Raw genomic sequence first — 21,252 nt, 5'->3', positions numbered from 1 at the left:
GAAGAGCAGGCAAGGCAGGAAGCCGTGAAATCCGTAAGGATCGATATGGCAGCCAGATTACGCTGCATGTGGTCGTAAGGGAGCAACGCGGATGTGCAATCTTTATTCCATGACCTCGAACCCGCAGGCGATCCGGGAGATTGCGAAAGTCCTTGAGGATCGCACGGGCAATCTCCAGCCGCTGCCCGAAATGTATCCGAACACGATGGCGCCGATTGTGCGGAACGGGGAAGGTGGTCGTGAACTGGTTATGGCGCGCTGGGGCATGCCGACACCGCCCGGTTACCTGAAAGGCCATAAGGTGGATCGCGGTGTGACCAATAATCGATGAAGCATTACAAGCCTTCCAGCATTTGCGCCGCGACACTATGACCTTGATCTCGCAGATCCCGCGCGATCTTAGCAATCCACTGCTCACCGTCTGGACGACTGCGGATAGCGCCAATCAGTTCACGTAGAAGTTGGAGTTGTGGGTTGCTATCTTCGCCGATCATGTCATCCCCAGTGTCGGGGGACTCGAATGCTACACGGGCAAGGTCAGCGATGAAGCCGTCATGTGGTGAGGCCTCGCTGGTTGCGTGCGAAATGATGCGTGGCGTTGCATAACGTGCGCGACCTTGAGGCGGCTGAACAATCAGCAGCGCCTCGCCCGGATTAACGTGCACCTTGAGCTTCTCGCCATCTGCACTCTCGTGCTCGATGTATACTTCGCCGCCCGTTTTTAGTGCCGTGTTCGCAATGGCTCTTATTGTCTTGGTCGTCTTAGATCGCGCACCCTTCTTGCCCTTGCTACCCAAGAGAAGGTTTTTGATACCTGCAATATTCTTTAGGAAGTCAATCAGGTGATTGATCGAATCTGCATTATCCGCGATCTCCTTCAATATTGCGATGATCGAACCCTGGCGGATCTCGGTGACGATCAACTCGCACCCGTAGAGTCGCCGGTAATCGTTGCCGATAGCGGATAGCAGATAGCAGTTCGCCCAACACGGCAGCCCCGACGGGCTCCTTGTAGTCGATTGTCAAGAGAAGTTCGTTGGCGGGCATATGGAAACCTTTATTGGGTTGCGTTTCGACTAACCTGCCCGGAACGCCGTCGCTGATCAACGCACCATGATCGTCGAGCCGACCGCGCCTGTCGCTATGATGAGGCCGCTAAACGTCGCTTGAGTTCACCGCTGCGAACTGTTGCTTTCCGTCCTCTTTTCCCAAGAGCCAACTGTCTGTTCCCCCCAAGCTGTCTGTCGGCTTCAAGAATTAAGCAGGCAGGCGGCAGTCGCCTACATGTCAGACATACAGCCACCCAGACTGCTTTCCGAATAGCGGACATGAGCAAGGCAAACTCCCGCTATTATTTTTGGCCGGGAGTGGATTGGCCCGTTCAGGCCAACAATGGCAAAAAGCGGACATGTCAGCGCCTACCATTACACCGTCGGGTTGCCTCTTTTCTGTGGGTGCTTTCGGATTTACAATGAGAGAATGACAAATATCGATCCCGCCCTCATTGCGGCAGCTGCCTTCTACGACGAGCATTATGCCGCTGCACAGCCGTTGTTCCTTCGGCCTAGTGACAAGATTTTTCTGGGCAACAAGAACGAACGACTTTGCCGGTTTTGTGGGCTAGGTGAACAGGATGCGACGTTCAAGGACGAGGCACACGCCATTCCCGAAGCGCTCGGAAACAAGAGCCTCTTCAGCTACTATGAATGCGATGCCTGTAACAGTTTTTTCGGGAAAGGTATCGAAAACGACCTTGGCAACTGGTCCAAGCCCAGCCGGACTCTTTACCGCATTCGTGGCAAAAAGGGCGTGCCATCTATCAAAAAGAGGGGGGAAAAGCCCGGATGGCGCATTGATTACGAGCCGACTGGCTTCGTCATCAAGCAGTATGAAGACGATCCGTTGATGATCGTTGACGAGGCGAACAAGACGATCACCTTCGAACTCACACGGGATGCATACACACCTGTTGCAGTGCTGAAGGCGTTCGTCAAGATCGGCTTGACCGTGATGCCGTCCGAGGAACTGTCAAACTTCATAGAAGCTATGACCTGGATTCGGGAAGCTGATCACAGCAAGGGGTTGGTGAACGAATTCCCCCTAATTAGAAGCTTTCAACCTGGACCAATGCCCAATGATGTTACTGTCCTTATGTTATTCCGACGCCGTATAAACGTTACCGGCGTTCCATACGCCTTCTTCGTGCTGTCATTCGGCAATGAGGTGTTTCAGGTTTTTCTTCCATCGCCAAAACAGGATGCCGCTATCAATGGAGTGAAGCTGAATTTGCCCCCTTTCCCTGTGCCAGGAAGCATTGACCGTGCCAAATACGGCAACACCACCGTTGCGGTAGTTGATCTGACCGGTCGTACTGTCGTCAGAGGCGAAACCGTTCCATACGCTATGGGCTTCGAGAACTTTACTCGCGATGAGCCAGAGGCCGACGCCAAGTCTGGTTGATCAGTTCAGAGGTTTCTTTGACCAGGAGTTTCGCAATGGTTGTAAATCGAAATAATATCAGCATCTTAATTGGTTCGAAAGCTTAGCACGACTGTCCGCTTACCGGATCTCGACCAAACTGGTTGAATGACCGGGTTGGGCGCGCAGCGGTCATTACACATAGCTGAACGAACGGCAGAAAATATTGTCTGGGTGCCCCAAACCGGACCGGCCGTTCTCCCCCCTGATCTGCCCGCCAGCTCAGCGGAAACAGAGCAGACAGGCGGCAGTCGCCCTCATCTCGGACATACAGCCGCCCAGACCGTTTTCCGAATAGCCGACATGACCAATGTAATATTTTTGGCCGGTAGGCGACTGGCGGCTTTTAGGTTGCGAGACGCGAGGAGCAGCTATTGACCACTTCAGCGGTTCACATCTGCTTTCCGTACCCATTCTCATCTCAAACCCTTTTGCAACCGTGGACGCAGACGAGAACATTTGCCTCGATGATTTGGTCGGCACATATTAATTGCATGGCCGATGATACAATTCAAATCGATCCGAAAATTCGCTTTCTCATAAGCGTTCCCGACTGGAAGCCGGAAGAGGCTACTCCATTCCAAGGTTTCTCTCTCTCATTGTGTAGAAACAGCGGATTTCTGCGCTTCATCTATACTTTTCCAACTGACATTTTCGAACTGACCCCTGTGTCAATGCCAAGCCGGATCGCGCGGCGGATCGCAGGACAACTTCCAATCGAATGGTACGGTCAATCGCCGCGTGCACTCAAATTCATGCCTGCCCCAATTGAGATACCATTTACGGTTGTCATTCTCGATGAGTCGGAAAAAATTTCTGATTATCAGGATTGGCTCGACCAGAGTCCCGGGCCAGTGACTGTCATCGCCAAGGAGGGAGGCCATATTACTTATAATCAACTGTCGTTTGATACGCTCCGCAATCGGTTTATTGAGATTTGCGACGAGCTTGAAACAATCGCCAATCTGGCAGGTGTTGCTGAGGCTAGGGAGGCAATAAAGTCTTGGGTGTCACCCGATGAACGGAAGCTACCCTATAGCCTTGGCGGGCACGGCACGATATCCCCCAATCTCGCAGTTTTGAGCATTTGTGGTTTCACTTCTCTTGCAGATGAACCGTTTGAACGACTTGGAGATGAGTCTGCTTATATTGAGCAAATCGTGCACACCTCAAACTCAGTGTTAGACGAGCGAGAGGCCAGTCCTCCAAGCGAAGCTACGCTTGACAGATTTTGTCGAGAGCGGCTTGAGCCAGAACTCATGTTGTGAGGAGCAGGGCTCCAGCGCCAAAGTCCTGCGTCACAGGGTTGTCATTGCATCCCTGATCGAGACGGCGAAATTCAACGGGATTGAGCAGTTTCAGTGCTTGCGGAATACCCTTGAAACGATGGTCTTGGGGTTTTCCGCAAGCCGTATCGACGAGCTTCTGCCCGTCCGGTAAGGATAGAATGCGTTAGGCAGGAAGCTGTTCTGAATGAATGTTGCTGTTACTCTTCGTCGGACTGGAAAAAAGCTTCGCGATGAGAGACTCTTCGTTGTTTGTTGTATCTGCGCCAAGGGAAAATGACGCTGACGTTTGACTGCTTCCAGCGACCGCACCAGCCTCAGTATAAAGTGAGAATGACGAGGATGAGGATGTCATGCTTAATTGAAAACCGTCTTTGAAAGTAACCGCCCCTTTGACCTGTGACGCAGGAATACCATTTATGATAACTCCCGCACTTACAGGAATATATTTATCCCCCTGAGGAAGAAGAACAACAGGATCAGTCTGATAGATGGCATCTGAGGATTCGGATGACAGGTCAATCAGTGTCGCCGCTCCTGTCCTGTCGACAGAGCTGACGCTTGCATTCGCTGCGCTCGACACCGCGACTTCGGGCTTCCAAGAGCCATCCTGGATGGATAATTCAGCCGCTGAGATCGCTCCTGACATATCGATGTACATTTGTACCTCTCATTATTTGCATGCTGTTACTTGAGAATGTCTCGAAAGGTCCGTTTTCATCAATCCGTTCACACGATCTAGGCAGAACGCTGTTCTGAAGGAATGTTGCTGTCACTCTTCGTCGGACTGGAAAAAAGCTTCGCGATGAGAGACTCTTCGTTGTTTGTTGTATCTGCGCCAAGGGAAAATGACGCTGACGTTTGACTTCTTTCTGATACGGTGCCTGCTGCAGTATAAAAAGAGATCGAAGATGAAGAAGAACTTGTGGTATATTGCAGCCCATCCTCTAGACTAACGGCACCTTTAATCTGCGATACAGGTATACCGTTAATTGTGGTGGCTGCAGGGTAAGGAAGATATTCATTACCATGTGGCAGAAGTACAATTGGACCGCTATTGTAGACGGCATTTGACGCTTCTGACGAAAAATCAAGCACCGTTGCTACACCCGTCTCATCGAGACTGGTCACGTTCCCTCCAACCCTTGAAGATGCGATGGCTTCGGGCTTTATCGAGCCATCCAGGATGGATAATTGCATCGCCGATATTGTGGACGAAAGATCAACAATCATTTTACTTTCCCCGATTACACCCACATTCATCAAGTTGAAGGTATGGTAAATTTTCGCTCAGTATTCCCACCAACACATCTATAAATCATTAATTTTCTAATTTTATATACAGGTTATATGAATATATGAAATACAGAAATAAATTGGCGATTTTGGTGAGCAAGCTATTCTCCGCATGCTAGTATATATTACATAACAGTTAATAGATGAGGTGTTTCATGCCTGTATCCAGTGTACAAACTGAATATTCAGATTTCAGCCAGGGTTTTCCTTACAAAGGCAGCATAGGCGGTCCAACAAGCCTTGATATGGCAATGTTTGACGCAAACGGATATTCTGGAAAAATTGTTGCGACACCCGACTCTAGTACGTACGAAGCTATTGATACACATACAAACTCCGAACGATACTGGATGGGCACCCTCTGGCTCGGCGGAATTAATAATCCCAGCACCACACAACACGTCACTTTGGAAATCGATGGATCGGATACTGATGTTGGTATCTTTGAGTGTGTCCCATCCAGTGGCGGGGCACCGACAGAAATAGATTTTAAGGGCACGAATGACAGTGTCAGCATGTATCCAGGCGAAGCATTGGGTAATGGTGGAGACACAATGGATCTCTCACACACAGTCTTCAAACAGGTTGATCCAACAAGTGGCGCGTCAGCGGCGCTGCAAAAACTTGTCATTCACGGATCTGGTGGCAATGATACGTTTACTGGTGCAGCACTAAACAATTTTCTTTACGAAGGTATAGGAAACTGCACATTCCATCAGAGCGCTGGGAATGACGTCATCACATGCAATGGCGGGAACAGCACCTACTACGCCAATAACGTCTGGTCTGCCTACGCAGGAGGATATTTAGACCAGAACGGTACGAGTTATCTTAACAATGGCGAAGATTGGGCACTCTACGATCAGACTGACGGTCAAATGGTGTTCCTGACCAATGTGCTAACAGTCGTTCTGAATGGCGTCACTTATTTGTCTTCGGTAGAGAACCAAGCTGCCGCTGCATGGCCGGGGACGACATCTGCAGCTACTTCCGCCCAGAGGTCGGCTTTATCGAGTGGTCTTGCATCTGACGCGGCAGCATCGCCCACCGGTGCTTTGCTATCGGGCGCAGACCTCAAAGAAATTCACGCTTCTGTATTGGCGGATTTCACCCTCAAATCTCTTCAAGGAAGTGCATCGGTCGCATCCATCGGTAGCTCGCAGGCAGCCACCAATGAAGATTACAGTTCTGCTTCAGCAGCGAGTGTTCTCTCAGGCATCCAGAACCATACGGCGCTGGTAGCGTTTCCTTCGGCTGACTCGACGACTATCTTCTCGACCTAATCTTTGTACATAGATTAAACCCTGAATGTCTTGCTCCTTATCCTCACTGCATATTCTTCGCATGAACTTACGGTGAGGAAATCTATCTCAGTGGATAAACCGAATTTATATATAAATATTCAGACGTATTTCTCCGGAGATTGCAATACAATAGAAGAAATAGAAGGATAAGGAAAGCAAGATAAGGGAAGGGGGCGCCACAGTCCGGCGTCCTCCACAAACGGTGGGTTCTCGCCATGCTCGCCCCCTGCGCGGCCTGTGCGTGGCTCCGATCCCGGCGCTGCGCGCCGCGTCTGTTCCGTCCACCGGACTGTGCCCGCTCCAGAGACATCAGGAAAGATGTTGAGAGGAGCAGAGAATGTCGATTTCCGAAAATCCCTTGATCGTGGGCACCATGGTTTCCATGATCCTCTATAACCGGGGACGCGGTTACGTGACCGCCGTGTATGGCGAAGTCGGGAAAACCCCCGTCCGGTCGCTGGCAGGGCGTAGCATCATGACGGGTGGCTCAGCCAGTTTTGACATCGTGTTTCTCACGGGACAGCGCAGTCAGCGTCTTCCCGAAGCGATCCTGCGCGGCGTGCAGTGGACCGTGTATGCGCGTGAGGACGGGTTCGCCGATGCGGACCAGCTGGAACGACTGAAAACGCAGGCCGACGAGCTGGCTGCGGAAAAGTGTCGGAAGGAAGCTGAAGCAAAGGCTTCGTTCGACGCCGAAGTCGAGCGGCTGCGCGCCGATCCGGATGTCGCACATCTCAAACAGGGTGATGAGGGAAGCGGCACGCTGGCGGCCGCCAATCTGCGCGTGCTGCTGAAAAAGCGCTGGCCGAAGACCCGCTTCCGGATCCGCAAGCAGCATTACGGTTATCTGCGCGTAGCCAACCGGATCTGCATCCGTGCCGCCGGTGTCGACATCTTTGATCTTCTCGATCAGGACTGGTGGGATTCCTATGAAGCACAGGAACCACCTGAAGACGTCGTGCGTGAGGTGCTTGAACAAGAAGAATGGTCGCCCGCGCTCGAATGACGGGCGATCCATTATCCGCAGGAAGCCCTGAAATCGTTTGTCTGTTTCTGGAGATCGTCGATGAACACGCTCGCGCCTGTCGTTCGTGATACCATTGGAAAGTACGTTGTGGAGACCTGTTACTGTCGCGACGGAAAGGTTCTCTTACGCACACCTGAAATCTATCCGGTCAACGCCCGGGACTGGCATGGCCCGTATGGGGCGTCTGTCTCCGGAGGGACGACGCGCGCTGGTCAATGCTGCGCCACATCAGAGACTGGAGCCCTAATCTATTTTCCGGCGGCGCAAGATCCCGCTGAAACGCCTGATCCGGGGGACGTGGATCCGTCATCCGTAGAATGCATGGTCGCCGAACACGTGATCGTAAGCGCGACCGTGGTTACCCCTCAACTCTGATGGGTCAGGCTTCATGCTTAAAGAACAACACTTCAGACGCACACGGTTCCGGTCTGTCCGATGAGGTCAATAACCATTGGGGTCAGCTCTTCAAGGCGGCCATGTGACCACGCTTCTCAGTGTGGGATCAGAGGCCGGAAACGTGTCATCTCAGCGAGAAGAAGATCTCTCCGCCACGTCCTGTTTCAGGCAGGATTGGCAGCCTCATGTCACAATCCGGTTCTGAAAGTTGTTGCCAAAGATATGACGGATCGAGGGCACCACATAAACTGACCCTCATTGCGATCGCACGGCGTCTCATCACAATCGCAAATGCTGTAATCAAAACAGGCCTGCCGTGGCGTATCAGCCACGTAGCTTAAACACAGTTGCTAGACAGGTTTCCCCGGCTCAACGATCAGGCCACGCAAGACCATGCGCACACTCGGGTCACCCCACAGCTTCATGCCTTCCGCCACCGTATGAGCCGAACCCACGATCCGCGCCAGCACGGCATTGCCAACATCAATCAGCAGGGAAGCCAGCAGGGCAATATCCACGTCGTCCCCGATACGCCCCATATTGCGATACCGGGTCAGTATGCGGATGTACTGCTTGTAGATCAGGGTATCCAGCCTGCATGCCGTGCGGTAAGCGGCAGACTGGTCATCGAGCAGTTTGGCGGTCAGGATGACTTTCCATGAATCCCGGTCAAGGAAGCGTAGCGCCTGCTCGGCCAGCATGTTTTCAAACGCGATGATACCCGCCACCGGATCGTCCGGCAGCGCACGCATGAACCGGCGGCGTTCGGGAAGAGCGGCTTCCAGATGCCGAAGAATAATACTGAGGAGAATATTATTCTTTGTTTCAAAATAGTTATAGACCGTAGCCGAAGCAACAGACGCTTCCACGGCAATGGCTTCGATCTTGGTTGATTCATAGCCCTGTGTCTGGAACAGCAGTTCACCTGCATCCAGAACATCGGACTCTTTATGATTTCTTGAGGAGCGGGGTGGCGTTGTCAAACCGGCTGGTCCATCTGATAGCAGGCTGTGCGCACGTATCCATCACTGACTGACAGGTACGGACGACTGCCGCAATTCTTCGTCAAGGCCATTTTCCTGCGGCAAACCCCATTTATCAAGAAGTTCTTTATAATTTCCATTCAGGACAAGTTCACGCAGGCCGCTGCGGATCTGTTCCGCCAGTTCCGTGTTGCCCTTATGAAACCCAATTCCGAATTTCTGTGGGAAAATCAGCCCTTCCATTGCCGTAATTCGTCCCTTTTCACGTCGGATCACATATTGGGTGACAATGCTGTCAACCATCATCGCCTGCACCCGCCCTTCATAAAGCTGGATCATGGCGTCGGAGTCATTTTCCGCGGGATAGAACCTGATTTCGTTCCCACTGCAGTTTTCCGCGCTCCATTGCTGGATCTGAGCCGGCTGGCTGGTGGTCCTGTTGGCCGCGACGTATTTGCCGCACAGGTCACGCTGGGTACGGAAAATCGCCGCATCGCGCGTCGGCACAAGAAAACGCGATCCTTCACGCAGATAATCCACGAAGTCCACGGATTCCCGCCGCACCGCATTGTCGATCATGCCATTGAAGAACAGGTCCACACGCCCGGTCTGGACGGCAGGCAGCAGTTCTTCAAAACTGATTTCACGAAATGTCAGCGCCCAGCCATTCTGCCGGGCAAGGGCGGTGGCAAGATCAATATCAAAGCCTTCCAGCTGCCCCGTCTCCGGGTCTCGCATGTCGAGCGGCGGATAGCTGGGATAAACACCGATCACCACCTGCCGGGGTGCTGCTGTGGCCATAACCGGCCACAGCAGCACGGGCAGAAGGGCGCGGATCATCCCGAATGCACGATCACGATACCGCAAGGGCTTTTTCCTGCTGTTCGTAATACCGTGCGATCTCCTCTCCTGTTGTAATCCATACGTCGTTGCAACTGACAGTATATTGCAAAAATTCACGCAACAGCCGGAAGCGCATCGGCCGACCGCTTACCTGCGGATGGAACACGGTTGTCACAAGGTCACCCCATGCGCGGGTTTCGTCCAGGTCATCGCGCCACATCGACAGCACATGCTCCTTGGGAAAGATCGAGCGCGGGCTGAAACGGTTCGCAAGCCCGTGCATCCAGTCATCGTAACTGGTGGTCTGGGGCAGTTCAATCAGGCCGGGCGATCCGTCCTTCATCAACTGCCGGTAAGGGCGCACATCATCAAACCAGGAACTGGTATAGAGAAAATTATGCTCCTTCAGGCTCTGGCACAGTTCGGCTGATGCTTCCCCGATGGGCGCACGATAACCCACAGGCACCACGCCCAGCCGCCTTTTAAGCACTTCCAGCCCGTAATCCAGTTCCTCCTGCATATGATCGGCGCCGGGTTCGGGAATGAGATGATGATAGCCGTGATGCCCGATTTCATGACCATCAGCCAGTACCGCCTCGGCCATGGCGGGGTGGGCTTCCACCGCCCAGCCGGTAATGAAAAACGTGGCCTTCAGCTCCATTTCCCGTAAAAGCCTGAGGATGACGGGTGTGCCCACCCGTGCCTCGAACCCGCCGAAGGACATGGTGACAAGACGGTCGGCATGGGACGGATCCTTGCCGGTCCATGCGCTTTCCGCATCAATATCGAAAGACAGGAACATGGCGGCCCGGTTCCCTTCGGGCCAGGGGTAGCGCAGGGCGGGCGGTGCCTGGTTGGGGGGCGTCAGCGGGACGTTGCGATAGCGTTCATAGGTTGCAGACATCTTGTATGTATTCCTGTAATTTCAGTTGGTCTGTGCGCGCGCGCCCAGCGTGGAGGCTAGGAAATCAGCCGCTCGTGGGTGCGATGGCGCGGAAAAGAACTGTGCGGACGGGGCATTTTCCACGATGGCCCCTTGATCCATGAACACGACCTGGCTTGCGACCTCACGCGCAAAACCCATTTCATGGGTCACGACGATCATGCTCATGCCGGTTGCGGCAACCTGTTTCATGACCGCCAGCACGCGGCCTACGGATTCCGGGTCAAGCGCACTGGTCGGTTCGTCAAACAGCATGACCTTGGGCTTCATGGCCAAGGCCCGGGCGATGGCGACACGCTGCTGCTGGCCACCGGACAACTGGGCCGGATAATGCTCCATCCGTTCCCCCAGTCCTACCCATTCCAGCAGGCGACAGGCCTCCCTGCGAGCTTCCGCCGGCGGGACAGACAGGACATGGAGAGGGCCCTCCATCACATTCTGCACCGCTGTCATGTGTGAAAACAGATTGAATTTCTGAAAGACCATACCGGTCTCGAGACGCTGGCGCGCGATCTGGCGCTCCGACAGGCGGTAAAAACGTCCGCTCTTTGCTGCAGCAATCCCCATCAGTTCGCCATCCACGACCACACTGCCGCCCTGATAACGCTCAAGCTGGGCGATACAGCGCAGGAGTGTGGTCTTGCCCGATCCCGATCCGCCCAGCACGCACATCACATCCCCCTGGTTCAGGGTACACGACACCCCTTTCAGAATGGATGTGCTGCCGTACGACTTGCTCAGGTTCCTGACCTCAAGGATGGGTGACGCAGGTATTGCTGCAATATCTGTGGCAGTCATCCCGACCATCCCCTGTTGATACGTTTTTCAAGAAAATACTGCACAGGCATGAGAACGGTCACAATCGTCAGATACCAGAACCCGGTCACAAGGAGCAGTTCGATCACCCGGGCATTGGCATAATAGATGTTCTGTGCGTTATGCAGTATTTCCGGATACTGGATCATGCTTGAAAGCGATGTAAGCTTGATCATGCTGATGAACTCGTTCCCCAGTGGTGGAATGACCACCCGCAGGGCCTGTGGCAGGATGACCCGGCGCAGCGCCAGCAGACGTGTCATGCCGATCATGCAGCAGGCTTCATATTGTCCCTTGTCCACACTGGTCAGACCGGAACGCATGATTTCGGTGATGTAGGCCCCCTGATTCAGCCCCAGACCAAGCAGCGCGGAGAGGAACGGCGTCATAAGCTGCACTGTCTGGACCGAACCGTAACCGGGTATCCATATATGCGGGAACACCAGCGCCAGATTGAACCACAAAAGCAGTTGCAGGATGACCGGCGTCCCCCGGAACAGCCAGACATAACCGGCCACCACCGTTTTCCAGACCGGATTGCCTGACTGCTGCACGATGGCAAAGGTCAGGCCGATCACGGTACCCAGCATCATGGCGGATATGGCCATGAGCAACGTTGCGGCCACACCCTGCATTATGGTGCGGACCATCAGGAAATGGCTTACATACCTCCACTCGATATCGGAAACGGCAAAGGCATGGATCAGCCACGCCACGAATGCCAGTACGCCCACAAGCGACACGGCCATATGGTAACGGCCCCGTTCTATGATCGTGCTGTGATCGTCGAGTTGTATTTCAGCAGACATGTCTCACCTGTGCAGACTATGAGGGAATGACTGTATTGGCTTCCAGGTGCCATTTTCGAAGAAGGCTCTGATACTTCCCATCCTTTTTCATCTGTTCGAAACTGGCTCTGATATTCTCAAACAGCGCGCTGTCATGTCGCATGGCGATCGCAAGACAGGCTTGGCTGATAGGGGGCAGAAACCGGCGGAACAGCGAATGGGCATTATCAAGAAAATATCCAACCGTTTCCTGTCCCTGTACGGCGGCCTGCACCCTGCCCTCACGCAGTTCCAGACGGGCCATGGCGGAATTCTCAGTCCCCACCACTGTGATGTCAGGCAGATGCCCGGCCGTGCAGACACGTGCGCTCCATACCTGCAGGATACGGGCGAAATCGGTGCCACGAGCGGCGGATACCGTCCCACCGCACAGGTCGATGTCCCGTGTGAACGGACTGCTGCCCGACACCAGCAACTGGGCGCCGGACTGCAGGTAATCAATGAAGCGGAGAACACCCCGCCGACCAGGCGTGTCGTTCAGACCACTGATGATGATATCAATCCGCCCTGAACCGACATCAATCATCAACTGGGGAAAGGACGCTTCGCGTATTTCCACCGGACGCCCCATCTGCCTTCCCAGCGCATAGGCGAAATCGACATCGAAGCCCTGAAGCTCACCCGTTTCCGGCGCATGGAATTCCATGGGTGGGTAAACGGGGTTGATCCCCACGACCAGAGGCGCCGGCGGCGCCCCGTATCCGGCGGTCATGGCCGACAGGGACAGCATGATGCTCCCTGCGGCAAGAACGGACATGAAGGCAGTCCATGCGAATAGGGGCAGGCGACGTAAGCGCATTTATGCTCCTGTCCTAATAGGAAGCGGAGATGGTACCGAAGAAGGAACGCGGCGCGCCGATGCTGAAGGACTGATAATCACCCTGCATCGGATTTCCGTTGTCCCCCATCGTTCCGATATAGGTGGAATTGAAAAGGTTATAGACGTTGAAACCGACGGACAGCGTGCTGAGCGGGCCGACACGATCGAAGTTGTAACGCGCTCCCACAGACGCCAGCCAGTAGGACGGAACATGCAGCGTATTCACGTAGTCAAACGGGCGGCTGGACATGTAGGATGCGTCAAAATGCACTTGCGCACTGCGGTAGGTATAAGCAAGCTGCGTTTTATACATGAAGGAAGGATAGTTGACGATCCTCTTCCCCTTGGTTTGATAGGCCGTGCCGCCATCGGACACATCCGATCCGTACCATCCATGATTATAACTGAAGCTGTTGTAGAAACTCAGCCCCTTGAACGGGCGGAGCGTCGCCCCCACGTCCACGCCGTTCATGTGGACACTGCCTACGTTGGCGACTGAATCCGTCGGGTTGACAATATTACCTGATGCGACCGTCTGCAGGCGGTTGAAGAAATCAGTATGGTAGAAGCTGACAGATGCAGACAGTTTCTTCGCCTGATAACGGTAGCCGACCATATAGGTCCAGTCGGTTTCCGGTTTGATCACCTTCTTCATTTCATTGAACGTCTGCAGGTTGGTTACACCCCAGACACTGCCCAGGCCATAGCCACCATCAGCATAAGTACGCAGGTTCTTGGCAATATCGAAATAGAATTCGTTATGCCGGTCGAGATTGTAATCAACGTTGAAATGCGGCAGGAACCCGTCTGATGCATTCAGGCTGCCCTGCGCCAGTGCCGCCTCGCCCGTATTGTTCGCCACCTGTGATCCACGGGTGGTGGACGTCATGGCCTTGAACCCGGCAGACGCTACCAGGTTGGGCATGATGTAATACCGGTCTTCCACATAGCCCATGAAAGTATTGGTGTTGAAATCGAAGGCCCACATGCGATCAAACGCAGCGCCCAAATGGTTTGGATCCGGTACACCCTGCCCCAACAGCGGGGCTTCGTACAATGTCTGGCTTATGGCGTTGCGGTAGTATTCGTACCAGATCCCGGCCTTGAGGACATTGTGTCCCATGCGCCAGTTCATACCGGACGTAAACCCGTAACGCATGAGCCAGGGACGCTTGATCTGTTCGGACAATGGCGCCCCGTTGGGCGAGGCATGGAAGGGGTTGGTGAACACCCCCATCGCCTTCTGGCCATGACCATACAAAGTCGTGTCCCATGACAGGTTGTTTGTCATGTTCAGCTTGAGTTTCGTGTACGCAAGGTAGTCATTCCAGACACGCCCCACGTCATAATATGCAACGTCCTTGGGATCGTTCGTCTTGTCCTGGCCCAGCGTGTATTTCCCCTCCGCCGCGTTATAGGCGTTGGTATAATTGGGATAGTATTGATCAAGCCGGGTACCATACACCTTCAGGAAATTGAAACTGAGATCCTGATAATCAACCGGCTGCACAAGGTTGTTCCAGTCAAAGAAGAACGACAGTTCACTTTTATTCTTCAGCGGCTGGACAAGCTTGGCATTGACGTTCTGTTCAAACTGGTATCCCGCGCCCTTCCACTTGTCCGTGTCATTACGGACATAGGATACGTAAAACCGGGTGCCCGTCCTATTCAGGTTGCCACTGTCAAGCCGGACAAACGTATGGTACGCATTCCAGCTGCCGAAGGACTGCGAAACACGTGCCCCGGCCTTCTGCAGGGGATCGGATGAAACCATGGAGATCTGGCCACCCAGGTTGGTGGTCCCTGGCGCGTCCACAGCACCCGCACCCTGCGAGATATCCATGCTGGCAATATTTTCAGGCGCGATCGCAGCCTGAGATTTCAGGCCGTTATAAGTAAAATATCCCTGATCACCCAACGGAACCCCATCAAGGGTAAAGCCCATCTGGTCCTGCACGAAGCCACGGGCGTACAGCGTGGAAGACCACGTATCCACCCCCAGCGCATCAGACGACGTGAACTGAACGCCTGGCAACTGGGCAAGCATCTTGACTGCACTTGTGCCCGGCACGAAGTTGTCCATCATGGCGCGGCTGACCACTTCACGCGTACCGTGTGACTGGGTGCGGGCGGTGGACACGACACGCAACTGCTCCGACACCTGTCGCGGTGCGGCGCCCGCACCGTGCCGCACCGTGTGGGCGCCTGCCCGCGGCGCCGCCATAACACCATGACGCTGCCCTGGAGCGGGAGCGGCCCCGGAAGATACGGTCGCTCCCTTTGCAGAATCAATGTATGGAACACAACATACAATGAAAATCCCGAGACATCGGCTACGTCTCATTACATGCCTCCTGATGGATGATTGTAGGGTTTTTGAGATTGGTTACTTTTTATTCCTGCACCTGACTGTTTTAGACACCGGAACATGACGGACCGCACCGGGCAGGCGGCCACGCGAAACACCACGGGCAGAGACCTGCGCCATGAACTGATCTGGAAAAATCAGTCTGCAACCTGATTTTTTCATGTTCCCGGCACTCACTCCCATAATTGGAATGATATCGAAACGATATGAGCGGCGCTTCATCTCGGCAGTTATGATACTCACGCGCGCTCTATTTCCTTGTAGTAACATTATTTCACCCTGCCGTCCGACCCTGTGGAACGTAACTCTCATGTCGGCCCACCCTGCAGCAGGAAAATTGATGCTGAATCACAGGTTGGAATCCCTGCCTGAAATAACAGAGAATTTTTAAGATCCCTGCTTCCGGGATATCTCTGACATACCGGATAATTAGTAACGTAAACGGAATGAATCGGCCCTGTCCAGACTTTTTGGTGTCAACTCCAAATTTTTCTTGCGTCGACGCCAAGGCACTATAAGATGAGATCATGACCGAAGCAGCCGTCATGTTTTTGCTGCATCCGGGATTAATTACTTATATTCAATAATATAAATGGGTCATGCGTGATATGAATGCGATCACAGAAGGCGAATGGCGTTATAACCAGCTGATCAAGCTGTTCCCCTCGGAAGCGGAACCCGCATTCGAGGATACAACACAGCAGGAAACCGTATGGGGCCAGAAATGGGGATGTAACAACGACGTTGGGCGTCTGCGCATGGTCATGATGCACCGCCCCGGTGACGAAGTGAACATTGTTGATACGTCGAAACGTATGGAAAACAATGCTTTCGGCGATGTCGAAGCAGGCTGGTACTGGCGTGGCGATACAGGCCCGGATCTTGCGGCAATGCAGGCGCAGCACGACAGTTACGTCGCCACCCTGCGTGGGGAGGGCGTGGAGGTTGTCTATCTCGACTCCATCGCGCCGGGCCGTATGAAATCCTGCTTTACCCGTGATTCGCTCATTGCGGTAAAAGGAGGGGCCATTGTCACTCGCATGGGCCCAAGAATCCGCCGTGGCGAAGAACGGCCCGTTACCCAGACTCTGGCCCGTATGGGGTGCCCGATCCTGCGGACGATTTCAGGCAGTGGTGTTGCCGAAGGCGGCAGCTTCGCATGGCTGAACCCCACGACCGCAGTCATCGGGATTTCCTCGCGCACCACGGAATCCGGAGCCGACCAGATCGAGGAAGTCCTGCGTACGCAGGGTGTAGAACTACTGCGCATTCAACTGACCGGTTATCGGCTTCATATCGATGGCGTGTTTGTCATGCTCGCCCCGGACCTTGCCATCGCCAATATTGCCCTGCTGCCTTACTGGTTCCTTGAAAAGCTTGGTGAACTGGGAATTCACGTCATCGAAGTCGGTTATGAAGATGATGTATCTGTCATCAACTGTCTGGCAATCGCCCCCGGCCGCGTCGTGATGCCCGAAGGCGTGTCCGAAAAAACACGCAAGGCGCTGGTTGGCGCCGGGGTCGATATCGTTACGGTCAAGTATGACAAGATGATATCGGGTGGTGGCGGCCTGCACTGCTCGACCGGTCCCCTGATCCGCGATGATATCTGAGGAGAGCGGGATAATGTGGAATGACGAATTTTCCGATGCGCAGCGTTGCGCGCTCGACTGGCTGAATGAACGGCAGGCGGCATTTTCCAAAGATCACAAGACAATATGGGATTTTCAGGAACCGTCATGGCGCGAATACCGCTCCAGCCGCTGGTATGTCGAACGCCTGCGCAGCGAAGGGTTCACAGTGGAGGAAGCTACGGCCGGAATGCCGACCGCCTTCCGTGCGGAATGGCGTAACGGAGACGGTCCGGTGCTGGCGGGCTACGCTGAATACGACGCGGTGCCCGGACAGTCGCAGGAAGCCGTTCCCTATCGGCAGCCTCGGAAGGGGACAAGCAAGCTGGCGGCGGGTCATACCGACCCGCATTCCGCACTGGGTATCGGCGCTCTGGCCGGTTTCCTTGCCACGAAACGGGCCATGGAAGCGCATTCCATTCCTGGCACGCTCGTCTTCTTTGGCGAACCGGCAGAAAAGATGTGCGGTTCAAAGCCGGTGCATGCCGCGCACGGCTATTATGACGGGCTGGATGCCGCCATCAGCTTCCATCCCCATTCCTTTCCCGCGCTGACGAATGGATGCTTCTGGGAAACGACAAGCGCACCTTACTGGAGCCGCATCTACACATTCGAATGCCCCGATCCCGAAACATGGCAGGCGGATATTTCATCGGGTGAAATCACGCATATCCATGCCATTGCACGTGCACCCGGTGCGATCGATGCGGTCTGTCTGATGTACACCAATTCCAAGATGATGAAGGAATCCATCCTGCCGCATACCGGCAGCTGGACCATCAACGAATTCATCCCGATTGCCGGTCAGGCCACGGCGGACAATTTTGCTCCCGGAATCGGGCAGATCCAGTACTCAATGCGCGCGCCTTCGCTGGATATGTGCCAGTCGGCCTTTGAAATCCTTGACCGCAATGCCGACAGTATCGCGGCGATGACGCATTGCACCGTCAAAAAGGAATGGATCACCAAGACCCGTCCCGGTCTGCCCAACCATGTCATGGCGGAAACCACTTTCGCGAATTTCAAAAGACTGGGCGCGCCACAATGGGGTGAGGACGCGGTGCGGTTTGCCCAGGACGTTCACAAGACCCTCGGCCTGCCCGAGACCACAGAACCCCTGCTGCCCAACATGATGAAGCTGACTCCACCACAGGAAGCCGAGGCAGCCTTCCGTGAACAGTTGCCGCCATGGCAGAAGCATTACGCGGCGGATGACTACGTGGATTATACATGGCACGCGCCGACGGTCCGCCTGTATGTCGCCCGCCCGACCCTGCATCACCCCGAAGCCCCCGGCTACCGCTATCCTGCATGGGCGCGCCACGCTATGGCCGGTTATACCGCGTGCATCGACCCGATGTGGAGCCGCGCCTCCCAGGTCATCACCACCACGCTGCTCGACCTGCTGACAAAACCCGCGGTGCTGGAAGCGGCACAGGCCGAATTCCGTGAACGGACCGGCGGCGGAGTAGGCGGATCACGCTGGATTGCGCCGCTGCTGCCCAAAGATTTCAGGGCGCCGGTTGATTACCACTGGCCTGAATACGTGGAAACGCCCCGCGGCCGTGAATGGTCCATGGGCAATGTGCGCGATTGATCGGACGCAAAGGAGTTCAGGATCATGACCCCGGTTGACATGTTCTCCCCTGCGGTCCCGACGCCACAGGATATCGCCACCACAACGCAGCGCCTGAGGGAGGACCTGGCGCTTGCCTATCGCCTGTTCGCCCATCTGGACATGACCGATACGGTCTATACGCACCTGTCCGTGCGTCTGCCCGGGTCGGGACACCGCTTTCTGGTCAATCCATATGGCTATCTGTTTGAGGAGATCACGGCCAGTTCGCTTGTCGAGGTGGATGCCCGGGGCCAGCCTGCGCAGCCTACCACCATGCCTGTCAATCCCGCAGGCTTCGTCATCCATTCGGCAGTACATGGCAGGCGACCCGATGCCGCCTGCGTCATGCACACCCATACCCTTGCCGGGATGGCGATTGCCGCCCAGCAGGGAGGGCTGCTGCCGATCAACCAGATCAGCATGGAATTCTACAATGCGGTGGCAGTGCATGAATATGAAGGGATTGCGGAAGACCGCAACCTGAGCGAGCGGGAACGTCTTGTCCGCGACCTGGGTGACCACAAGGTCATGATCCTGAAAAATCATGGTCTGCTCAGTGTCGGGGCGACCATCGCGGAAGCATTCTACTACATGTATTATCTGGAACAGGCATGCCGTATCCAGCTTGCCGCGCAATCTGGCGGCCAACCGCTTTCCATTCCTTCGCCTCAGATGCTTGCGCATGTGCGCAGCCAGTTCTCCACGGGGGCGGACAAGGGCGAGATGCTGTGGAACGCCCTGCGCCGCAAGATGCAGAGAGAACAGCCGGATTATATGACCTGATCCTCACACCGTGGTGAAGCCTGCTGGCGGAGAAAAACCTTATGTCGCTTCAGTTGATCAATCAGCCGCCCCCGTGGCCGGGTGGCGCACGCTGCGCGGTGTGCATGTGCTTTGATTTTGACGCCGAAAGCCTGCTGCACCTGTTTTATGGGGCGGATGCGGGCCGCCATGTCAGCGCCGCGTCCGAACTGCGTTTTGGCGCAACGGTTGGGGTGCCGCGCATTGTCAATATCTGGAAGCATTTCGGCATCCGGCAGACAATGTACGTGCCGGGCTGGTGTGTGGAAGAATACCCGCATGCCATATCCCTGCTGGTCGAAAACGGGCATGAGATCGGTCATCATGGCTGGCTGCATGAACGCGTCAACCAGCATTCCCCTGATGACGAGCGCCGGATCCTTGAAAAGGGCATGCGCGCGATCGAGAAGGCAACAGGCCGGGCGCCAGCGGGTTACCGCAATCCATCAGGCGCGTTTTCCGAATACACGCTCGACCTTCTTGTTGAACATGGCTTCAGCTACGATGCGTCGCTGTATGGGGATGATGTGCCATACATGCTGAAGGGCAAGGCAGGTTCACTGATCGAACTGCCTTCCACCCATGCGCTGGATGACTGGCCACAATATGTACACACCAAGGCCTTCAGGATGGCCCAGACAATCCGCGCGCCCGCGGAAGCCATGGCCGTATTCCGTGCGGAATTCGATGCAGCCTGGCAGTATGGCGGCCTGTGGTCGGCAATATGGCATCCGTTTGTATCGGGCCGGCTGTCGCGCGCGGCGGAAATTGTAAAACTGCTGGATTACATGCACGAAAAAGGCGATGTCTGGTTTGCGCCGATGGAAGATATCGCAGCCCATATCTCCACGCTGGTGGCCAGCGGCACATGGATACCGCATGAAGAGCAGATCCCGCGCTGGATCGGGGGCGTCCCCCCCCTTTCCACTCCCGTGCGTTAGAGAAAGGGGCTGGCATGAAAAGAACATGGATCATGACCATTATCGCGGCGATCATGATCGCGTATGTTCTGTTCATCCATTATTACAGAAACGGTCCGGTAGCCATTACGGGGGAAAACCCGATTGTCGTGGCCGTCAACACGGGAAATCCGCCAATGGAATTCCGTGACCCGGAAACAACGCAGATGCAGGGATTCGATATTGATCTGGCCGCCGCGATTGGCCGGGTTTCGGCACGACCGGTCACATGGGTTGACAGTACTTTTGAACAACTGATCCCGACCCTGCTGTCGGGGCGGGCCAACATGATCATCAGCGGCTTCTACGACATTCCCGCCCGGCATGTCCTGTTTGACTTCATTCCCTACCTTACCACCGGATCACAGTTTTATACTTCCGCCGAACATGATGACATCCATACGCTGACCGACCTGTGTGGTAAGACTGTCACGACCATTCAGGGCACCAGTTTTGCCGAACAGGCTGCACGCTGGAGCGCCAGAAACTGCGAAGCCCATGGAAAACCCGCCATAAAGGTCATGTGGGATTCAGATCTTGGCCAGCAGCTGAGCAACCTGCGCGAAGGGCGTTCAAGCGCAGCCCTGCATGGGCAGGAAGTCGTCGCGTTTATTGTCGGACTGAGAGGCGGCCATTTCCGTCCCATTGCCGCCCCCATCAACCAGACGAATATTGTAGCAGCCTTCAGGAAGGGGGACATACAGAACGAAACCCTGTTTTCAGAAGCACTAACACGAATACGGCAAAGTAATGATTTCATAAACATCGCTAAAAAATGGAACCTTTCAAATAATATAAAGCAATAATACGAAAAAATGGAACATATGACGCCTGT

At 54.7% G+C, this 21,252-nt stretch carries 20 protein-coding genes and 1 pseudogene; 11 read left to right on the top strand and 10 right to left on the bottom strand.

The genetic code is table 11. The features are described from left to right. Positions 1-91 precede the first annotated feature (91 nt). A pseudogene (locus A0U92_RS15560) lies at positions 92-328 on the top strand (SOS response-associated peptidase); the annotation flags it as partial. Positions 329-335: 7 nt separating this feature from the next. Here the strand turns inward: A0U92_RS15560 and A0U92_RS15555 are convergent. Then, positions 336-923 carry a hypothetical protein gene (locus A0U92_RS15555; protein ID WP_077813924.1) on the bottom strand — a complete coding sequence of 196 codons (588 nt, stop codon included), beginning with the start codon at positions 921-923 and terminating at the stop codon, positions 336-338. A 556-nt stretch (positions 924-1,479) separates the two neighbouring features. Here A0U92_RS15555 and A0U92_RS15550 point away from each other — a divergent pair. The 3 genes from A0U92_RS15550 (at position 1,480) to A0U92_RS15540 (ending at position 3,918) form a co-directional block, all read left to right on the top strand. Further along, complete coding sequence (locus A0U92_RS15550; protein ID WP_149026498.1) at positions 1,480-2,460, top strand: HNH endonuclease; 981 nt, start codon at positions 1,480-1,482, stop codon at positions 2,458-2,460. A gap of 512 nt (positions 2,461-2,972) precedes the next feature. Beyond that, on the top strand, positions 2,973-3,746 hold the full coding sequence (locus A0U92_RS15545) for a hypothetical protein (RefSeq protein WP_149026497.1): 774 nt from the start codon (positions 2,973-2,975) through the stop codon (positions 3,744-3,746). Beyond that, positions 3,724-3,918, top strand: a complete 195-nt coding sequence (locus tag A0U92_RS15540; protein WP_187668794.1) for a transposase domain-containing protein — start codon at positions 3,724-3,726, stop codon at positions 3,916-3,918. Before A0U92_RS15545 ends, A0U92_RS15540 begins: the two co-directional genes overlap by 23 nt. A 12-nt stretch (positions 3,919-3,930) precedes the next feature. Here the strand turns inward: A0U92_RS15540 and A0U92_RS15535 are convergent, their stop codons facing one another. Both A0U92_RS15535 and A0U92_RS17530 read right to left on the bottom strand, forming a co-directional pair. Then, positions 3,931-4,425: a hypothetical protein gene (locus A0U92_RS15535; RefSeq protein ID WP_077813920.1), complete on the bottom strand. Its 495-nt coding sequence runs from the start codon at positions 4,423-4,425 to the stop codon at positions 3,931-3,933. A 77-nt stretch (positions 4,426-4,502) separates the two neighbouring features. After that, complete coding sequence (locus A0U92_RS17530) at positions 4,503-4,997, bottom strand: hypothetical protein (protein ID WP_149026496.1); 495 nt, start codon at positions 4,995-4,997, stop codon at positions 4,503-4,505. A gap of 218 nt (positions 4,998-5,215) precedes the next feature. On the opposite strand from A0U92_RS17530, the gene A0U92_RS15530 reads away from it, so the two are divergent. After that, entirely contained in the window at positions 5,216-6,343 is a 1,128-nt protein-coding gene (locus A0U92_RS15530) for a hemolysin-type calcium-binding protein (RefSeq protein ID WP_149026495.1), read from the top strand. Positions 6,344-6,701: 358 nt separating this feature from the next. Beyond that, positions 6,702-7,370, top strand: a complete 669-nt coding sequence (locus A0U92_RS15525; protein ID WP_077813918.1) for a hypothetical protein — start codon at positions 6,702-6,704, stop codon at positions 7,368-7,370. A gap of 767 nt (positions 7,371-8,137) precedes the next feature. Here the strand turns inward: A0U92_RS15525 and A0U92_RS15510 are convergent. Genes A0U92_RS15510 through A0U92_RS15480 form a run of 7 tightly spaced genes read right to left on the bottom strand, consistent with a single transcriptional unit; the run spans position 8,138 to position 15,264 of the window. After that, the gene (locus A0U92_RS15510) at positions 8,138-8,770 is read right to left on the bottom strand and encodes a TetR/AcrR family transcriptional regulator (RefSeq protein ID WP_077813916.1); all 633 of its coding nucleotides are present in this window, start codon (positions 8,768-8,770) and stop codon (positions 8,138-8,140) included. Positions 8,771-8,812: 42 nt separating this feature from the next. Continuing rightward, positions 8,813-9,637, bottom strand: coding sequence for a transporter substrate-binding domain-containing protein (locus A0U92_RS15505; protein ID WP_077813915.1), 825 nt, complete (start codon positions 9,635-9,637; stop codon positions 8,813-8,815). Beyond that, complete coding sequence (locus A0U92_RS15500) at positions 9,624-10,517, bottom strand: polysaccharide deacetylase family protein (protein ID WP_077813914.1); 894 nt, start codon at positions 10,515-10,517, stop codon at positions 9,624-9,626. The genes A0U92_RS15505 and A0U92_RS15500 overlap by 14 nt, the downstream gene beginning before the upstream one ends. Positions 10,518-10,538: 21 nt before the next feature. Beyond that, a complete protein-coding gene (locus A0U92_RS15495; RefSeq protein WP_077813913.1) occupies positions 10,539-11,354 on the bottom strand; it encodes an amino acid ABC transporter ATP-binding protein in 816 nt (271 codons plus the stop codon). Continuing rightward, on the bottom strand, positions 11,351-12,181 hold the full coding sequence (locus tag A0U92_RS15490) for an amino acid ABC transporter permease (protein WP_077813912.1): 831 nt from the start codon (positions 12,179-12,181) through the stop codon (positions 11,351-11,353). The genes A0U92_RS15495 and A0U92_RS15490 overlap by 4 nt, the downstream gene beginning before the upstream one ends. A 16-nt stretch (positions 12,182-12,197) precedes the next feature. Continuing rightward, entirely contained in the window at positions 12,198-13,019 is an 822-nt protein-coding gene (locus tag A0U92_RS15485) for a transporter substrate-binding domain-containing protein (protein ID WP_077813911.1), read from the bottom strand. A 13-nt stretch (positions 13,020-13,032) separates the two neighbouring features. Next, on the bottom strand, positions 13,033-15,264 hold the full coding sequence (locus A0U92_RS15480; protein ID WP_077813910.1) for a TonB-dependent receptor: 2,232 nt from the start codon (positions 15,262-15,264) through the stop codon (positions 13,033-13,035). A 752-nt stretch (positions 15,265-16,016) separates the two neighbouring features. On the opposite strand from A0U92_RS15480, the gene A0U92_RS15475 reads away from it, so the two are divergent. The 5 genes from A0U92_RS15475 to A0U92_RS15455 are packed head-to-tail and all read left to right on the top strand — an operon-like array spanning position 16,017 to position 21,223. Next, entirely contained in the window at positions 16,017-17,021 is a 1,005-nt protein-coding gene (locus tag A0U92_RS15475) for a dimethylarginine dimethylaminohydrolase family protein (RefSeq protein WP_077814508.1), read from the top strand. Positions 17,022-17,034: 13 nt separating this feature from the next. Then, positions 17,035-18,636: a zinc-binding metallopeptidase family protein gene (locus A0U92_RS15470; RefSeq protein ID WP_077813909.1), complete on the top strand. Its 1,602-nt coding sequence runs from the start codon at positions 17,035-17,037 to the stop codon at positions 18,634-18,636. 39 nt (positions 18,637-18,675) lie between these two features. Continuing rightward, positions 18,676-19,440, top strand: coding sequence for a class II aldolase/adducin family protein (locus tag A0U92_RS15465; RefSeq protein WP_149026560.1), 765 nt, complete (start codon positions 18,676-18,678; stop codon positions 19,438-19,440). Between the two features lie 41 nt (positions 19,441-19,481). Continuing rightward, positions 19,482-20,399, top strand: a complete 918-nt coding sequence (locus A0U92_RS15460) for a polysaccharide deacetylase family protein (protein ID WP_149026493.1) — start codon at positions 19,482-19,484, stop codon at positions 20,397-20,399. Between the two features lie 32 nt (positions 20,400-20,431). Then, on the top strand, positions 20,432-21,223 hold the full coding sequence (locus A0U92_RS15455) for a transporter substrate-binding domain-containing protein (protein ID WP_187668793.1): 792 nt from the start codon (positions 20,432-20,434) through the stop codon (positions 21,221-21,223). Positions 21,224-21,252: the final 29 nt, after the last annotated feature.

Source organism: Acetobacter aceti, assembly GCF_002005445.1.
Taxonomy (GTDB): Bacteria; Pseudomonadota; Alphaproteobacteria; order Acetobacterales; family Acetobacteraceae; genus Acetobacter; species Acetobacter aceti_B.
The sequence above is the reverse complement of the archived record's forward strand: the minus strand, read 5'-3'. Positions and strand labels throughout refer to the sequence as shown.

Excerpts from the sequence above, each read along its gene's own strand:
- A0U92_RS17530 (WP_149026496.1), bottom strand. The coding sequence starts at position 4,997 with ATGATTGTTGATCTTTCGTCCACAATATCGGCGATGCAATTATCCATC.
- A0U92_RS15550 (WP_149026498.1), top strand. The coding sequence starts at position 1,480 with ATGACAAATATCGATCCCGCCCTCATTGCGGCAGCTGCCTTCTACGAC.
- A0U92_RS15475 (WP_077814508.1), top strand. The coding sequence starts at position 16,017 with ATGAATGCGATCACAGAAGGCGAATGGCGTTATAACCAGCTGATCAAG.
- A0U92_RS15530 (WP_149026495.1), top strand. The coding sequence starts at position 5,216 with ATGCCTGTATCCAGTGTACAAACTGAATATTCAGATTTCAGCCAGGGT.
- A0U92_RS15545 (WP_149026497.1), top strand. The coding sequence starts at position 2,973 with ATGGCCGATGATACAATTCAAATCGATCCGAAAATTCGCTTTCTCATA.
- A0U92_RS15485 (WP_077813911.1), bottom strand. The coding sequence starts at position 13,019 with ATGCGCTTACGTCGCCTGCCCCTATTCGCATGGACTGCCTTCATGTCC.
- A0U92_RS15535 (WP_077813920.1), bottom strand. The coding sequence starts at position 4,425 with ATGTACATCGATATGTCAGGAGCGATCTCAGCGGCTGAATTATCCATC.
- A0U92_RS15525 (WP_077813918.1), top strand. The coding sequence starts at position 6,702 with ATGTCGATTTCCGAAAATCCCTTGATCGTGGGCACCATGGTTTCCATG.
- A0U92_RS15490 (WP_077813912.1), bottom strand. The coding sequence starts at position 12,181 with ATGTCTGCTGAAATACAACTCGACGATCACAGCACGATCATAGAACGG.
- A0U92_RS15460 (WP_149026493.1), top strand. The coding sequence starts at position 19,482 with ATGTCGCTTCAGTTGATCAATCAGCCGCCCCCGTGGCCGGGTGGCGCA.
- A0U92_RS15480 (WP_077813910.1), bottom strand. The coding sequence starts at position 15,264 with ATGGCGGCGCCGCGGGCAGGCGCCCACACGGTGCGGCACGGTGCGGGC.
- A0U92_RS15470 (WP_077813909.1), top strand. The coding sequence starts at position 17,035 with ATGTGGAATGACGAATTTTCCGATGCGCAGCGTTGCGCGCTCGACTGG.
- A0U92_RS15465 (WP_149026560.1), top strand. The coding sequence starts at position 18,676 with ATGTTCTCCCCTGCGGTCCCGACGCCACAGGATATCGCCACCACAACG.
- A0U92_RS15495 (WP_077813913.1), bottom strand. The coding sequence starts at position 11,354 with ATGACTGCCACAGATATTGCAGCAATACCTGCGTCACCCATCCTTGAG.
- A0U92_RS15455 (WP_187668793.1), top strand. The coding sequence starts at position 20,432 with ATGACCATTATCGCGGCGATCATGATCGCGTATGTTCTGTTCATCCAT.
- A0U92_RS15500 (WP_077813914.1), bottom strand. The coding sequence starts at position 10,517 with ATGTCTGCAACCTATGAACGCTATCGCAACGTCCCGCTGACGCCCCCC.